Here is a 15,434-nt window from a genome sequence, read left to right as displayed (position 1 = left end):
CGCCCGCGCCCGTCCCTCCCCGCTCGCGCATTTCAGGGCGGCTCCAAGGAGGCGGCCCAGGATCGGCTCAAGGGCCGTCGTGCAGCTTCTCGGTGCTGGCCGCACGCAGCACGCGCCCGTCGGCGCCGAACACCACGGTGAACAGCTTCTCCTGCGCGGGGGCGTCGGTCCAATGCCAGTCCCACTCGGTCTCCTGCTTGAGCTCATAGGTCACCTGCTTGCCAGGCTTGCCCAGCAGGCGGCGCACCTGCTCCTGCGTCATGCCGGGCTGCACCTTGGCGAAGTGGTGCGGCGCCAGCACCTGGCGCAGCGCGCTCATCTTGCCGTCGGTGTCGATGGTGATCATGTAGTTGCGCCGCCCGGCCGGCTGGCGGTTGTACTCCAGGGTGCGCGAGCCGTCGGCCTCCTGCCAGACCTGCTCGGGCTCGCCAAAGCGCGCACGCACGTCCTGCTCGGTGGAGACGCCCTCTTCCAGCTCGCGGATGCGCTGCTCGTCGCAGCCCGCCAGCAGGGTGAGCACGGCCAGCACGGAGGCGCCCGCGCCCTTGAGCCAGTGGTGTAAAGCCATCGGTAGGTCCATCCTCATGGTGATCGGCCGCCCGGTCGCGGCGCACAGGCTGCACTGTAGAGCGTCCACGGGCCTGCCGCACGGGCCGTCACCCAGGGGCCGGGGCTAAAATGCGCGGTTACCAAGAGGCTCACGCACCGCACCATGTCCTTCTTTCGCCGCCCCGACTACGAATCCGACACCACCCAGTTCATCAAGCAGCTCAAGGCCCAGAAGCCCGAGCTGGATGCCCAGCAGCAGGCCGGCCGCGCCCTGCTGTGGGACAAGCAGGTGGACCACGATGCCTGGCAGGACTACAACGCCGGGCGCATCCCCCAGCAGCCCTACGTGTACCAGTCGCGCTCCTGAGCGCGCCACACATCAAATCAGGCTCCAGCGCCCATGCAGCAAGCGCTGGCAGCTATTGAATAAATAGTAAGCTCCATGGCCGCTCCGCGTCTCGCCGCGACTGCCGACGACGGTGCGCCGCCGGCCTCTGGCGACGGCCTGCCGCAGGTGGTGGACCAGGTGGCGCTGGCGCGCCTGTATGGCGAGCCCCTGTTCGCGCTGCCGCAGGACCTGTACATCCCGCCTGACGCGCTGGAGGTGTTCCTGGAGGCCTTCGAAGGCCCGCTGGATCTGCTGCTGTACCTGATCCGCAAGCAGAACTTCAACATCCTGGACATCCCCATGCTGGATGTCACGCGCCAGTACCTGGGCTACGTGGAGGAGATCCGCAGCCGCAACCTGGAGCTGGCGGCCGAGTACCTGCTGATGGCGGCGATGCTCATCGAGATCAAGTCGCGCATGCTGCTGCCGCCCAAGAAGCAGGAAGGCAGCGCCGAGCCCGAGGACCCGCGCGCCGAACTGGTACGCCGCCTGCTGGAGTACGAGCAGATCAAGCTGGCCGCCATGCGCCTGAACCAGGTGCCGCAGTACGGCCGCGACTTCCTCCGCGCGCAGGTCACCATCGAGCAGAGCCTGCAGCCGCGCTTTCCGGACGTGAGCCTGACCGACCTGCAGGAAGCCTGGCGCGACATCTTGAAGCGCGCCAAGCTGGTGCAGCACCACAAGATCACGCGCGAGGAACTCTCGGTGCGCGAATACATGAGCCATGTGCTCAAGGCGCTGCAGGGCCGGCGCTTCGTGGAATTCGAGGAACTGTTCCAGCCCGAGAAGGGCGGCACCGTGCTCGTGGTGACCTTCATCGCGCTGCTGGAGCTGGCCAAGGAAACCCTCATCGAGATCACCCAGGCCGAGGCGTTCGCACCCATCTACGTGCGCCTGGCCTATACGCCTGTCTGATCGCCCTCCCCCTCGCCACGGCCGGGTGGCTGCGGCGCACATTGCCATGACCTCACACGACTTCGACGTACTCATCGTAGGCAGCGGCCTCGCGGGGCTGACCGCCGCGCTGCAGCTGGCGCCCACCCACCGCGTGGCCGTCCTCACCAAGCGCCAGCTGGCCGACGGCGCCAGCGGCTGGGCCCAAGGCGGCATCGCCGCGGTGCTGGCGGAGGGCGACAGCTTCGAGTCGCACGTGCAGGACACGCTGGTGGCCGGCGCCGGCCTGTGCGATCTGGCGGCCACACGCTTCGTGGTGGAGAACGCGCCGCAGGCCATCCGCTGGCTGCAGGGCCTGGGCGTGCCGTTCTCGCAGGAGGAGGGCGCCCTGCACCTCACGCGCGAAGGCGGCCACAGCGCGCGGCGCATCGTGCACGCCACCGACGCCACGGGCGCGGCCGTGCAGCGCACGCTGATCGACGTGGTGCGCGCCACGCCCGGCATCACGCTGTTCGAACACCACACCCTGGTGGACCTGATCACCAGCGCCAAGCTGGGACTGGCTGGCGCGCAGCGCTGCCTGGGCCTGTACGCGCTGGACGAGGCCACCGACGAGGTGCTCACCTTTCGCGCACCGCACACCATCCTGGCCACGGGCGGCGCGGGCAAGGTGTACCTGTACACCACCAACCCCGACACGGCCACGGGCGACGGCATTGCCGCGGCCTGGCGCGCGGGCTGCCGCGTGTCCAACCTGGAGTTCATCCAGTTCCACCCCACGTGCCTGTACCACCCGCACGTCAAGAGCTTCCTCATCACCGAGGCCGTGCGTGGCGAGGGCGGGCAACTCAAGCTGCCGCCGCAGGCCGGCGGCGCGCGCTTCATGCCCCAGCACGACGCGCGCGCCGAGCTGGCGCCGCGCGACATCGTGGCGCGCGCCATCGACTTCGAGATGAAAAAGCACGGCCTGGACTGCGTGCACTTGGACATCTCGCACCAAAGCCCCGCGTTCCTGCAGGAGCACTTTCCCACCATCCTCGCGCGCTGCGCGGAGCTGGGCATCGACATCACGCGCGAGCCCATCCCCGTGGTGCCCGCCGCGCACTACACCTGTGGCGGCGTGCTCACCGACCTGGCGGGCCGCACCGACCTGCACGGCCTCTTCGCCATTGGCGAGACCGCCTGCACCGGCCTGCACGGCGCCAACCGCCTGGCCAGCAACTCGCTGCTGGAATGCATGGTGTTCGCGCGCGCCGCGGCCGCGCACATCCAGCAGGCGCAGCGCGCGGACCTGCCCGCGCTGCCCGCGTGGGACGACAGCCGCGTGACCGACGCCGACGAGTGCGTGGTTATCTCCCACAACTGGGACGAGCTGCGCCGCTTCATGTGGGATTACGTGGGCATCGTGCGTACCACCAAGCGGCTGGAACGCGCGGCGCACCGCATCGCGCTGCTGCAGGGCGAGATCCAGGAGTTCTATGCCAACTTCCACGTCACGCGCGACCTGCTGGAACTGCGCAACCTGGTGCAGGTGGCCGACCTGATCGTGAAAAGCGCGCAGATGCGCCATGAAAGCCGCGGCCTGCACTTCAGCCGCGACTGGCCCGACGTGGCCGCCCCCGCCGCGCCCACCATCCTGGTGCCGCCCGCACGCTGACCCCTTTTCACAATCCAAGGAGATTCCATGTACCGCACCCTGCTCAAATCCAAGATCCACCGCGTGAAGACCACGCACTGCGAGTTGCACTACGAAGGCTCGTGCGCCATCGACGAAGACCTGATGGAAGCCGCCAACATCTGCGAGAACGAACAGGTGCACATCTGGAACGTGGACAACGGCGAACGCTTCGTCACCTACGCCATCAAGGGCCAGCGTGGCAGCGGCATGATCTCGGTGAACGGATCGGCCGCGCGCCGCGCCTGCGTGGGCGACCTGCTCATCATCGCGGCCTTCGCCCAAGTGGCAGAAGCCGACGTGGCCGCCCACCAGCCGCAACTGGTGTTCGTGAACGACCAGAACCGCCAGGTGGAACTGCGCCACCACGTACCCACGCAGGCACTTTGATCCACCACCCCTCCACTCCCGGGAACACACCATGCCCCATCTGACCATCGAATACTCCAGCAACCTGCCCGGCTATCCCGAGGCCCAGGCACTGGCCGATCTCAACGCATCCCTGTGCGCCAGCCCTGAGATCCTGGACGAAGCCGACCTCAAGTCGCGTTTCGTGCGCACCAGCGGCAGCTTCCAGATCGGCACACAGCCCGCCAACCGCGCGTTCGTGCATGCGCAGCTGCGCCTACTGTCCGGCCGCAGCCCCGAAGCCAAGAAAGACCTGGCGGGTCGCATCGCCGAGGTGTTGCGCCGCCACACCCCGCACCCTGCGGGCGTGCTGGTACAGCTCAGCGTGGAGATCGTGGACATGGACCGGCCGAGCTACGTGAAGGAACGCCTGTAAGCACCTGGGGATCCGGAACGTAAAAAGGAAACCGCAGTGCTCTGAAAGTCACAGCGGTTGGGGTGCCTGCCCGGCCCGGCCGTTCCTCACCGGGAGAACGCCGCCGAGGCACGGCGCACGGCATGTGCAGGCTGCTTACGCACGCACCCGCGCTGCCTCCGTGCGCACGTCCCCACTACCCGGCCGTCCCTGCGGTGGGGCCAAGCCTATGGAACAAACAACTTCGCGCAATCCTGCACCAAGTGGGAAATTCGGCGGGTTCAGCAGGTTCAGCGGGTTTTGCCGTAAACGCCGATATGCGCGGGTGCGGAACCACCGCCTTAGCAGGGGGGCCCCGCTTAAGGCGCCCCGTCCAACGTCGCGTCCAGCCAGCCGCGCAGGCTGTTGATGAAGGCCCAGCCCTGCACGCGCGGCAGATCCTGCAAGCGCACCACAGCTTCCACCACGCGTCCCTCGCGCAGGGCGACGGCGCGGCCCACGCCGGGCAGCAGGCCGCAGGCCGGCGGCGGCGTGACCCAGCGACCGTCCAGCAGCAACGCCAGGTTGCCGAAGGTGCCCTCGGTGATCTCACCCGCCGCGTTGTAGAGCACGGTGTCGAACACGCCGCCGCCCGCCGCGGGTGCGAAAGCGGCGTAGTGCGCGCGGCGCGTGGTCTTGTGCCGCGTGAATTCGCTGTGCGCCTCGGTGAAGGGGCGATCGGCCAGTGCCAGCCGCACGGGCATGGGCGTCGCGGCCAACGCGAAGGCTTCGGCGCGCGGCACGCCGTGTGCGTTCAGCAGCAGGCGCACGCGCCAGTCGCCCTGCGCATGGGAAGCGGCCAGTGCATCCAGGCAGGCCTGCACGCGCGCGGCATTCCAGGGATAGCCAAAGTGCACGGCGGCGGCCTGCATGCGCGCCAGGTGCTCCGCGCAGTGGCGCAGCACGCCGGCATGCAGCCCCAGCGTTTCCAACAGGTCGAACGGCGCGCTGGCGCGATCCACGAAGGCGCGCTTGGCCGCCCACTCGCCCCACTCGGCCGCCGGGTCGGCGCCCCAGACGATGCCGCTGCCGATGCCGCAGCGCGCGTGGCCGCCCCGCAGCTCCACGGTACGGATAGGGACGTTGAAGGTGGCGGCGATGGCGCCCGCGCCCGCCGCCGGATCGGGCCGCACCACGCCCACCGCGCCGCAGTACACGCCGCGCGGGCCGGTCTCCAGTGCGGCAATCGCGCGCATGGCCTCCACCTTGGGCGCACCCGTGACCGAACCGCAGGGAAACAGCGCGCCGAACACGTCGGCCAGCCGCGTGCCGGTGCGCGTGCGCGCCACCACGTCGGAGGTCATCTGCCAGACGGTGGGCAACTGCTCGGTGTGGAACAGCGCCGGCACGCGCACGCTGTGCGGCGCGGCGATGCGCGAGAGGTCGTTGCGCAGCAGATCCACGATCATCACGTTCTCGGCGCGTTCCTTGGGGCTGCCGCGCAGCGCCGCGGCCTGCGCCGCATCGGCCTCGGGCGTGGCGCCGCGCGCGGCCGTGCCCTTCATGGGACGGGTGAGGATGCCGCCCGCGCCCGTGGGCCCGGAGCGCCAATCGAAGAACAACTCGGGCGACACCGACAGCACCTGCGTGCCGACGCCGTCGTCAAGGTGCGCCGCGTAACCGCCGGGCTGCGCGCGGCGCAACGCCGCGAACAGTGCCTGTGCGTCGCCTTGCCATGTGCCCATGAGCGGTGCGGTGTAGTTGACCTGGTAGTAGCGCCCCGCTGCGATGCCCTGCTGGATCTGCGTCAGCGCTGCATCGAATGCGGCGCGTGGCAGCGCCTGCGTCCAGGCGATGGTCGCCGTTCCCGCGGCCTCGTGCGCGGGCCAGGGCGCGGGGGAGTCGTACACCGCGAACCAGGCGAGCGCGGGCGCGCCCTCCCCTTGCGCCTCGGCATGCACCGCCAATGCCGGGTCGAACGCGGGCGCGGCCTCGTAGCGCACCCAGCCCACGCACCAGCGGCCGGCGCGCGCCGCGGCTTCCACCGCATGCAACACACCCGTCACTTCCTGCAGACGTGCAGCCACCAGCACCTGGCGCGGCGACGCGAAGGCGTGGCGCAGGCGCGGCGCGGCGGCGTCGCGCGGATCGGCAAAATCGATCAGCGATGTGGTGGGCATCAAAACAGGCCGTAGCGCTTATCCATCAAGCGCGAACAGCTACTCAATTTATAGCAATCAAACACCCCGTCAGGCCGCCCCGAAATGCGGCACCAGCGCACCCGCGGGCTGCCCGCTCTTGAGCGCCGCGGTGAAGGCCAGCATGCGGTCGATGGGTTGGCGCGCGCGCGGGATCAGCGCGGGGTCCACATGGATGGCGTTGGCGCCGGTCTCCAGCACGCGCGCCACGTCGGCCAGCCCGTTCATGGCCATCCAGGGGCAATGCGCGCAGCTCTTGCAGGTGGCGCTGTTGCCGGCGGTGGGGGCCTCGTGGAAGGTCTTGCCGGGGTTGAGCCTGCGCAGCTTGTGCATCATGCCGTTGTCGGTGGCGACGATGAACTCGCGCGCGTCCATTTCACGCGCAGCCTGGAGGATGGCGGACGTCGAACCCACGGCGTCGGCCAGGGCCACAACCTCGGGCGGGCTCTCGGGGTGCACGAGCACCTTGGCTTGCGGGTGTTCCTTCTTGAGCAACTCTAACTCCAGCGCCTTGAACTCGTCGTGCACGATGCATGCACCGTTCCAGAACCCCATGTCGGCGCCCGTTTCGCGCTCGATATAGGCGCCCAGGTGGCGATCGGGGGCCCACAGGATTTGGTGGCCCGCATCCTTGAGCGCACGCACGATGTCCAGCGCGCAGCTGGACGTGACCAGCCAGTCGGCACGCGCCTTCACGGCGGCGCTGGTGTTGGCGTAGACCACCACCGTGCGGTGGGGGTGCTGGTCGCAGAAAGCACTGAACTCGTCGATGGGGCAGCCCAGGTCCAGCGAGCAGGTCGCGTCCAGGTCGGGCATGAGCACGGTCTTCTCGGGGCTGAGGATCTTGGCCGTCTCGCCCATGAAGCGCACGCCGCTCACCACCAGTGTCTGCGCCGCGTGGTCGCGGCCAAAGCGCGCCATCTCTAGCGAATCGCTGACGATGCCGCCGGTTTCCTCGGCCAGGTCCTGCAGGTCCGGGTGCACGTAGTAGTGCGACACCATCACCGCGTTCTTCTCTTTCAGCAGGCGGCGGATCTTGTCCTTGAGCACCACACGCTCGGCGGGCGATAACTCGGGCGGCACACGCGCCCAGGCGTGCTTGGTGGAGCAGGTGGCGCCGTCCGCGCCCGCGAGGGGCTGTTCGTACTCGACGTCCTTGATGGCGGTCGTATTCATGGCAATGCTCTCGCCGCCGGGACGCGACGGCTTTACGAGGGGGAATCGATTGTCGCGTCTTGGAAGACGCTACGCCGTGTCAGGCCAAATCCTGCAGGCGCATGGAGAAATCCGTGGCCTTCACATCCTTGGTCAGCGTGCCGATGGAGATGCGGTCCACGCCCGTCTCGGCCAGCGCACGCAGGCCTTCCAGCGTGACGCCGCCCGAGATCTCCAGGATGGCGCCCCCGCCCGCATGCGCCGCGTTGATGCGCACGGCCTCGCGCAGTTGTGCCAGCGGCATGTTGTCCAGCAGCACCATCGTCGCGCCCGCATCGAGCGCCTCCTGCAGCTGCGCCAGCGTTTCCACCTCGATCTCGATGAATGCAGCCTGCGCAGCCACCGCCTGGGCGGCCCGCAGCACCGCCGTCACGCCGCCGGCGGCAGCGATGTGGTTTTCCTTGATGAGCACGGCATCGTGCAGGCCGATGCGATGGTTGGTGCCACCGCCCGTGCGCACGGCGTACTTCTGCGCCAGGCGCAGGCCCGGCAGCGTCTTGCGCGTGTCCACGATGTGGGCGCGGGTGCCGGCCACGGCATCCACATAGGTGCGCGTCTTGGTGGCCACGGCCGACAGCAGCTGCAGGAAGTTGAGCGCCGTACGCTCGGCGCTCAGCAGCGCGCGCGCCTGGCCTTCGATCTCCAATACCACCTGGTCGGTGGCGCAGCGCGCGCCCTCGGCCACATGCCAGGTCAGCTTCACACCGGGGTCCAGCGCACGCAGCGCGGCCTCGACCCAAGGAGCGCCGCAGATCACGGCGGCTTCACGCGCCAGGATGCGCGCACGCACGCGGCGCGCGGGGTCGATCAGGCCGGCCGTCAGGTCGCCGCTGCCCACGTCTTCCAGCAGGGCGCGGTCCACATCGGCACGGGCCAGCGCCGCGAGTGCGTCGGCGCCAAACAAGTCTCTCGTCGTCATGGGGCGAGCATAGCCGCATCGCATAGACTCGCCGCACTTTTGCAACCCGACGGATCCCAAGCGCCATGACCGACTCCCCCACCGCCGGCACGCCCTATGGCACGCTGCCGCCCGCGTCGCCGCTGCCCCAGAGGCGCCCCGTGAGCCTGCCCCGCCTGGCGCAGATGCGCGAGGCGGGCGAGAAGATCACCATGCTCACCGCTTACGACGCCACCTTCGCAGCCGTGGCCGACGCCGCGGGCGTGGAGTGCATCCTGGTGGGCGATTCGCTGGGCATGGTCTGCCAGGGCCTGCCCAGCACCGTGGGCGTGACGCTGGAGCACATGGCCTACCACACGGCCAGCGTGGCACGCGGCCTGCACCGCGTACAGGGCACGGCCTGGCTGATCGCCGACCTGCCCTACGGCAGCTATGCCGAGAGCCGCGAGCAAGCGCTGCGCAGTGCCTGCCAGCTCATGCAGGCGGGCGCCCACATGGTCAAGCTCGAAGGCGGCGGCTGGACCGCGCCCACGGTGCAGTTCCTCGTGGAGCGCGGCGTACCCGTGTGCGCGCACCTGGGCCTCACCCCTCAGACGGTGCACGCCCTGGGCGGCTACCGCGTGCAGGGCAAGGGCGACCAAGCCGCCCAGCAGCTGCGCCGCCAGGCGCTGGAGCTGCAGGACGCCGGCGCCGCCATGCTGGTGCTGGAGATGGTGCCGACTCCCCTGGCACGCGACCTCACGCAGGCCCTGCCACGCTGCCACACCATCGGCATCGGCGCGGGCAGCGGCACGGCCGGGCAGGTGCTGGTGATGCACGACATGCTGGGCATCAACCTGGGCAAGAACCCGAAGTTCGTGCACGACTTCATGCAGGACGCGGGCAGCGTGCGCGGCGCCATCGAGGCCTATGTGCAGGCCGTCAAGCAAGGGCGCTTCCCCGACGACGCACTGCACGCCTGGAATTGACCAAACACCTTCACCCATGATCACCGTCCGCACCATTCCCGAACTGCGCGCCGCCATCGCCGCGCATCCCGGCGCAGGCCGCCCCAGCAAGCGCCCCGCCTTCGTGCCCACCATGGGCAATCTGCACGACGGCCACATCGCCCTGGTGCGCCAGGCCCGGCCGCTGGGCGACGTGCTGGTCGCCAGCATTTTTGTGAACCGCCTGCAATTCCTCCCGCACGAGGACTTCGACAGCTACCCCCGCACCTGGGAGGCCGATTGCGCCAAGCTGGAGGCCGCGGGCTGCGACATCGTCTTCGCGCCGCGCGAGAGCGATCTCTACCCTGAACCCCAGACCTTCAAGCTGCAGCCCGACCCGCAACTGGCCGACATCCTGGAAGGGCATTTCCGCCCAGGCTTCTTCACGGGCGTGTGCACCGTGGTCATGAAGTTGTTTTCCGCAGTGTTCTTCGCCAGCGGCGGCGGCACGGCCGTGTTCGGCAAGAAGGACTACCAGCAGCTCATGGTGATCCGCCGCATGGTGCAGCAATTCGCGCTGCCCGTAGAGGTGGTGGCAGGCGAGACGGCCCGCGCCGACGATGGGTTGGCCCTGAGCTCACGCAACGGCTACCTGAGCACCGCCGAGCGCGCCCAGGCCGTGCAACTGTCCGCGGCGCTGCGCGCGCTGGCCCAGGCGGCGCAGGCACCCGGCGCCCCCCCGCTGGCCGCCCTGGAACAACAGGCTCTGCAGACCCTGGCGCAGCAAGGTTGGGCGCCCGACTACCTCACTGTGCGCCAGCGCCACGATCTTCAGCCCCCCGCTGCAGGCGCGGCCGCCGGTACGCTGGTGGCGCTGGGCGCGGCACGCCTGGGCAGCACGCGGCTGATCGACAACCTGGAATTCTGAGACCGCGCGCGGCGGCAGTCCGTGCGTAGGCGTAGGCGCACTCGCACAAGCACAGGACCGCGATGACCTACGCGGCGTGGCAGCCTGGACGGACATCGGGGCGTCTGGCCCATCGCTAAGGTGAAGGCATGTTTCAACCATCCCTATAGGAGGCGTACATGCCGATCATTCTTTGGCTTCTGGGTGTCCCGCTGAGTATCGTTTTGCTGCTGATGCTGTTCGGTGTCGTGTGACCCAAGCACCCTGAACCGCGCACGACAAAAAGCGGCCTGCGGGCCGCTTTTTGCTGTTCACGGGAGATGTGTGCGCATCAATGGCGCTCGACGGTAGGCTCGCGCTCCATGAGCCGGGCCACCGCCTCGGCAGCGCGCAGTTCACCGTCGAGCAGCGCCACGACGCACTCCGCAATGGGCATCTCAACGCCCAGCGCACGCGCGCGCTGTACCACGGTGCGGGCGCTGTACACCCCCTCAGCCACATGGCCCAGTGACTCCACCGCCTGTGCCAAGGTCCGCCCCTCGGCCAGCAACAACCCCACACGGCGGTTGCGCGACAGGTCGCCCGTAGCAGTCAACACCAGATCCCCCAGGCCCGACAGGCCCATGAAGGTCTCGGGCCGCGCGCCCAGGGCAAGGCCTAAGCGGGTCATTTCCGCCAAACCGCGGGTAATCAATGCCGCACGCGCATTCATCCCCAGTTGCAGCCCGTCGCACAGGCCGGTGGCAATCGCCAATACGTTCTTGACCGCACCGCCGACTTCCACGCCTACGATGTCCTCGCTGGCGTACACGCGCAACGCGGGCCCGTGAAAGGCTTGCACCAGCGCATCGCGCACCGTGGCACGGGGGCTGGCGGCCACCATGGCCGTGGGTTGGGCGGTGGCGACCTCCTGGGCGAAGCTGGGGCCGCTGAACACGCCACTGTGCAGCCGCGGTGCGACCTGCGCGCACACTTCATGCGCCATCAGCCCCGTGCCGGCCTCGAAGCCCTTGCACAGCCACGCGATGGGCGCCGCGCAGCCGTCCAGCCGTTCCAGCATGCCGCGCAGCGCAGCCATGGGCGTGCCGACGACGACGAGGTCGGCGTCAGCGGCCAGCGCGCCCATGTCACCCGACGCCACGTGCAGCCCGGGCGGGAACGCAAGGCCGGGCAGGTAGCGCTGGTTCTGCCGCTTCGCCTGCATGGCCTGCGCCTGCGGTGCGTCACGGGCCCACAGCGTCACCTCATGGCAGGCTGCGTGCGCAGCCGCGCTCATGGCCAGGGCAGTGCCCCAGGCGCCTGCGCCAAGGACTACTATTTTCATAGCTATTCGCGCTTATCAGGCGGGCGCTAGAGCCTTAAATGGCTCTAACACCCGTTACGACCAAGAAGCCGTTACTGGGCCGTGCTGGTGGCAGCCTCGGCGGCTGCGGCCTGTTGCTGCTCGTACATGGCCTGGAAGTTGATCTCGGCCAGGTGCACGGGCGGAAAACCCGCACGCGTCACGGTGTCGGCCACGTTGCCGCGCAGGTAGGGGTAGATGATCTGGGGGCAGGCGATGCCGATGATGGCGCCCATCTGGTCCTCGGGCACGTTGCGGATCTCGAAGATGCCGGCCTGCTTGGCCTCCACCAGGAACACGGTCTTGTCCTTGATCTTGGTCTGCACGGTGGCGGTCACGGCCACCTCAAAGATGCCTTCGACCACGGGTGTGGCCTCGACCCCCAGCTGGATGTCCACGCTGGGCTGCTCCTGCTCCAGCAGGATCGCGGGCGAATTGGGCTGCTCCAGCGACAGGTCCTTCAGGTACACGCGCTGAATCTGGAACACGGGGGTTTCTTCGGCCATGGTGGTCTCGGTCTTTCGGTCAAAACAAAGCCCGCCCGGGAGAGGCTCCCGCAGCGGGCAACATGGGGCGCATTATGCAACGCGCCAATGGCGGCAAAGGCTCAGGCGCCCAGCAGCGGCACCAGGCCGCCACGGCTGTCCAGGGCCACGAGGTCGTCGTGTCCGCCGACGTGGGTGTCACCAATGAAGATCTGCGGGACGGTGCGCCGGCCGGTGATCTCCATCATGTGCTGGCGCGCGGCGGGGTCGGTGTCCACGCGGATTTCCTCGATCTGCTCCACACCCTTCAGCTTCAGCAACTGCTTGGCGCGGATGCAATAGGGGCACACGGCGGTGGTGTACATCTTCACGGCTTGCATGGGACGGCGACCTTTCTGCGTAACGAACAATGCTGGTAGATGCGGGCGCCTCAGGCCTTTTCAACCGGCAGGTTGGCCTCGCGCCAAGCGGCCAGGCCGCCGGCCAGCGCCTGCGCCTTTTCGTAGCCCAGGCCCTTGGCGATGCCTGCAGCCCGCGAGGCGCGCGCGCCCTTGGCACAGACGAGGATGATGGGCACGGCCTTGTTCTTGGCCACCTGCGGCAGGCGCTCCTGCAACTGCCCCAGCGGGATGTTCTTGGCGCCACCCACGTGGCCCGCGGCGAACTCCTCAGGCTCGCACACGTCGATCACCACCGCCTTCTCACGGTTGATGAGCTGTACGGCCTGCGCCGTGCCCAGGGTACCGGCCCCGGCCCCCTTGAGGGCAGGCAGCAGCAGCATGACGCCCGAGGCCAGCGCGAGGAAGATCAAATACCAATTGTCGAGAACGAAATTCACGGGGTTCCTTGGGGTATGCAAACCGCGCAATTCTAGAATGTCGGGTTTTTGACCTGAAGCCCCAAGGGACACCATGCACAAACTCGTTCTGATCCGCCACGGCGAATCCACGTGGAATCTGGAAAACCGCTTCACCGGCTGGACCGATGTGGATCTGACCCCCACGGGCATCGAGCAGGCCAAGAATGCCGGCCGCCTGCTCAAGGCCGAGGGCTACGAGTTTGACCTGGCCTACACCAGTGTGCTCAAGCGCGCCACGCGCACGCTTTGGCACTGCCTGGACGAGATGGACCGCACCTGGCTGCCCGTGGAGCACAGCTGGCGCCTGAACGAGCGCCACTACGGCGCTCTGCAGGGCCTGAACAAGGCCGACATGGCCAAGCAGTATGGCGACGCGCAAGTGCTGGTCTGGCGCCGCAGCTACGACACCCCCCCGCCGGCCCTGGAGCCCACCGACCCGCGCTGCGAGCGTGGCGACATCCGCTACGCGGGCCTGGCGCCCGAGCAGGTGCCGCTGACCGAGTGCCTCAAGGACACGGTGGCGCGCGTGCTGCCCTACTGGAACGAAGCCATCGCGCCAACGATCCGCTCGGGCAAGCGTGTGCTGATCGCCGCGCACGGCAACTCCATCCGTGCGTTGGTCAAATACCTGGACAACATTTCCGACCAGGACATCGTGGGCCTGAACATTCCCAACGGCATTCCGCTGGTGTACGAACTGGACGCGGACCTCAAGCCGCTGCGCCACTACTACCTGGGCGACGCCGAGGCCGCCGCCAAAGCCGCAGCCGCGGTGGCATCGCAAGGCAAGGCCTGAGCCGCCGCCTTCTGGAAAGCGTAGCGCGGTCTTGCTTGAAAAATAGGCAGATCCTGAAGGAACTGCCCAGGCCGCAGCCCTTCCAAGGTGTATATTGAATCGGTAGAGGTGTTCTATGGGCCACAAACTCAAAATTGCTGGATGGATATCGGTGGGCGTGGTGGCCGGAGCGCTCACGACCGTCTCGCTGCAGACCGTGGCACGCGGCGCCATGACCCCGCTGCCGCTGGAGGAAATCCAGCAGCTCTCGGCCGTGTTCGGCCTGATCAAGACCGACTATGTAGAGCCGGTCGATGACCGCAAGCTCATCACCGATGCCATCGGTGGCATGGTCGCCAGCCTCGACCCGCATTCGCAGTACTTCGACAAGAAGTCGTTCAAGGAATTCCGCGAAGGCACCACCGGCCGCTTCGTGGGCGTGGGCATCGAAATCACCCAGGAAGACGGCCTGATCAAGATTGTCTCCCCCATCGAGGGCTCCCCCGCCGACCGCGCGGGGCTCAAGACCAACGACCTCATCACGAAAATCGACGATACGGCCGTGAAGGGCCTGTCGCTCAACGACGCGGTCAAACGCATGCGGGGCGAGCCGAACACGCAGGTGACGCTGACCATCCTGCGCCGCGACGAGAGCCGCAGCTTTCCCGTCACGATCACGCGCGAGGAGATCAAGACCCAATCGGTCAAGGGCAAGATCGTCGAGCCGGGCTACGCCTGGATCCGCCTGTCGCAGTTCCAGGAGCGCACGGTGGACGACTTCGTGCGCAAGGTCGAAGAGGTCTACAAGCAGGATCCCCGCCTCAAGGGGCTGGTGCTGGATCTGCGCAACGACCCCGGCGGCCTGCTGGATGCGGCCGTGGCCGTGTCGGCTGCCTTCCTGCCGGAGAACGTGACGGTGGTCTCGACCAACGGCCAGCTGGCCGAGAGCAAGGCCACGTTCAAGGCCTCGCCCGAGTTCTATCTGCGCCGCGGCAGCGGCGACCCGCTCAAGCGCCTGCCCGCCGCCATCAAGACCGTGCCCCTGGTGGTGCTGGTCAACGAAGGCTCGGCTTCGGCCAGCGAGATCGTCGCGGGGGCGCTGCAAGACCACAAGCGCGCCACCATCATGGGCAGCCAGACCTTCGGCAAGGGCTCGGTGCAAACCGTGCGGCCGCTGGGCCCCGACACGGGCATCAAGCTCACGACGGCGCGCTACTACACGCCGTCGGGCAAATCGATCCAGGCCAAGGGGATCGTGCCAGACGTCATGCTCGACGAGACCGCCGAGGGCGACATCTACGCATCGCTGCGCATGCGCGAAGCCGACCTGGAAAAGCACCTGACCAGCGGCCAGGGCGAGGAAGCGAAGGATGCCGGCCGCGAGAAGGCGCGCGAGGAGGCCCGCAAACGCCTCGAGGAAGAGGCCAAGAAGCCCGTGTCCGAGCGCAAGCTGCCCGAGTACGGTTCGGACAAGGACTTCCAGCTCAGCCAGGCACTCAACCAGCTCAAGGGCCGCACCGTGCTGGCCAGCAAGACCCTCACGGAACGCAAGGAAGAGAAGAAGGACAACTGACGCTGTCT

The 15,434-nt window shown here is 68.2% G+C and carries 17 protein-coding genes; 9 read left to right on the top strand and 8 right to left on the bottom strand.

All coding sequences use genetic code 11. The features are described from left to right. Positions 1-67: 67 nt before the first annotated feature. A complete protein-coding gene (bamE, locus tag MRB47_RS05035; RefSeq protein ID WP_252102073.1) occupies positions 68-568 on the bottom strand; it encodes an outer membrane protein assembly factor BamE in 501 nt (166 codons plus the stop codon). A gap of 144 nt (positions 569-712) precedes the next feature. Between bamE and MRB47_RS05030 the strand changes: the two genes are divergently transcribed. The 5 genes from MRB47_RS05030 (at position 713) to MRB47_RS05010 (ending at position 4,290) form a co-directional block, all read left to right on the top strand. After that, a complete protein-coding gene (locus MRB47_RS05030) occupies positions 713-916 on the top strand; it encodes a DUF3460 family protein (RefSeq protein ID WP_015914130.1) in 204 nt (67 codons plus the stop codon). 75 nt (positions 917-991) lie between these two features. After that, the gene (locus MRB47_RS05025) at positions 992-1,852 is read left to right on the top strand and encodes a segregation and condensation protein A (protein WP_011806590.1); all 861 of its coding nucleotides are present in this window, start codon (positions 992-994) and stop codon (positions 1,850-1,852) included. 46 nt (positions 1,853-1,898) lie between these two features. Continuing rightward, positions 1,899-3,488 (top strand): L-aspartate oxidase, encoded by a 1,590-nt coding sequence (nadB, locus tag MRB47_RS05020; protein WP_252102072.1) that lies wholly within the window; start codon positions 1,899-1,901, stop codon positions 3,486-3,488. Between the two features lie 27 nt (positions 3,489-3,515). Continuing rightward, the gene (gene panD, locus MRB47_RS05015; RefSeq protein ID WP_252102071.1) at positions 3,516-3,896 is read left to right on the top strand and encodes an aspartate 1-decarboxylase; all 381 of its coding nucleotides are present in this window, start codon (positions 3,516-3,518) and stop codon (positions 3,894-3,896) included. 31 nt (positions 3,897-3,927) lie between these two features. Next, on the top strand, positions 3,928-4,290 hold the full coding sequence (locus tag MRB47_RS05010; RefSeq protein WP_011806593.1) for a 5-carboxymethyl-2-hydroxymuconate Delta-isomerase: 363 nt from the start codon (positions 3,928-3,930) through the stop codon (positions 4,288-4,290). A 338-nt stretch (positions 4,291-4,628) separates the two neighbouring features. Here the strand turns inward: MRB47_RS05010 and MRB47_RS05005 are convergent, their stop codons facing one another. The 3 genes from MRB47_RS05005 to nadC all read right to left on the bottom strand — a co-directional run bounded on the left by MRB47_RS05005 (position 4,629) and on the right by nadC (position 8,580). Further along, positions 4,629-6,428: a chorismate-binding protein gene (locus MRB47_RS05005; RefSeq protein WP_252102070.1), complete on the bottom strand. Its 1,800-nt coding sequence runs from the start codon at positions 6,426-6,428 to the stop codon at positions 4,629-4,631. Between the two features lie 69 nt (positions 6,429-6,497). Then, positions 6,498-7,622, bottom strand: a complete 1,125-nt coding sequence (nadA, locus tag MRB47_RS05000) for a quinolinate synthase NadA (RefSeq protein ID WP_252102069.1) — start codon at positions 7,620-7,622, stop codon at positions 6,498-6,500. Between the two features lie 79 nt (positions 7,623-7,701). Beyond that, entirely contained in the window at positions 7,702-8,580 is an 879-nt protein-coding gene (nadC, locus tag MRB47_RS04995; RefSeq protein ID WP_252102068.1) for a carboxylating nicotinate-nucleotide diphosphorylase, read from the bottom strand. Positions 8,581-8,645: 65 nt separating this feature from the next. On the opposite strand from nadC, the gene panB reads away from it, so the two are divergent. Both panB and panC read left to right on the top strand, forming a co-directional pair. Next, positions 8,646-9,527 carry a 3-methyl-2-oxobutanoate hydroxymethyltransferase gene (panB, locus tag MRB47_RS04990; protein ID WP_252102067.1) on the top strand — a complete coding sequence of 294 codons (882 nt, stop codon included), beginning with the start codon at positions 8,646-8,648 and terminating at the stop codon, positions 9,525-9,527. A gap of 16 nt (positions 9,528-9,543) precedes the next feature. Then, positions 9,544-10,413 (top strand): pantoate--beta-alanine ligase, encoded by an 870-nt coding sequence (gene panC, locus MRB47_RS04985; protein WP_252102066.1) that lies wholly within the window; start codon positions 9,544-9,546, stop codon positions 10,411-10,413. Between the two features lie 310 nt (positions 10,414-10,723). On the opposite strand, the gene MRB47_RS04980 is transcribed toward panC, so the two are convergent. The 4 genes from MRB47_RS04980 to MRB47_RS04965 form a co-directional block, all read right to left on the bottom strand. After that, entirely contained in the window at positions 10,724-11,716 is a 993-nt protein-coding gene (locus MRB47_RS04980; RefSeq protein ID WP_252102065.1) for an NAD(P)H-dependent glycerol-3-phosphate dehydrogenase, read from the bottom strand. A gap of 71 nt (positions 11,717-11,787) precedes the next feature. Beyond that, entirely contained in the window at positions 11,788-12,240 is a 453-nt protein-coding gene (gene secB / locus MRB47_RS04975) for a protein-export chaperone SecB (protein ID WP_011806600.1), read from the bottom strand. Positions 12,241-12,341: 101 nt separating this feature from the next. Further along, positions 12,342-12,599, bottom strand: coding sequence for a glutaredoxin 3 (gene grxC / locus MRB47_RS04970; protein WP_011806601.1), 258 nt, complete (start codon positions 12,597-12,599; stop codon positions 12,342-12,344). 50 nt (positions 12,600-12,649) lie between these two features. Beyond that, on the bottom strand, positions 12,650-13,057 hold the full coding sequence (locus tag MRB47_RS04965; protein WP_047349768.1) for a rhodanese-like domain-containing protein: 408 nt from the start codon (positions 13,055-13,057) through the stop codon (positions 12,650-12,652). 73 nt (positions 13,058-13,130) lie between these two features. On the opposite strand from MRB47_RS04965, the gene gpmA reads away from it, so the two are divergent. Continuing rightward, positions 13,131-13,874: a 2,3-diphosphoglycerate-dependent phosphoglycerate mutase gene (gene gpmA / locus MRB47_RS04960; protein ID WP_252102064.1), complete on the top strand. Its 744-nt coding sequence runs from the start codon at positions 13,131-13,133 to the stop codon at positions 13,872-13,874. 115 nt (positions 13,875-13,989) lie between these two features. After that, the gene (locus tag MRB47_RS04955; RefSeq protein WP_011806604.1) at positions 13,990-15,426 is read left to right on the top strand and encodes a S41 family peptidase; all 1,437 of its coding nucleotides are present in this window, start codon (positions 13,990-13,992) and stop codon (positions 15,424-15,426) included. Positions 15,427-15,434: the final 8 nt, after the last annotated feature.

It is taken from the genome of Diaphorobacter sp. LI3, assembly GCF_022807955.1.
GTDB lineage: Bacteria > Pseudomonadota > Gammaproteobacteria > Burkholderiales > Burkholderiaceae_C > Diaphorobacter > Diaphorobacter nitroreducens.
This window is presented reverse-complemented; position numbering and strand designations above follow the sequence as displayed.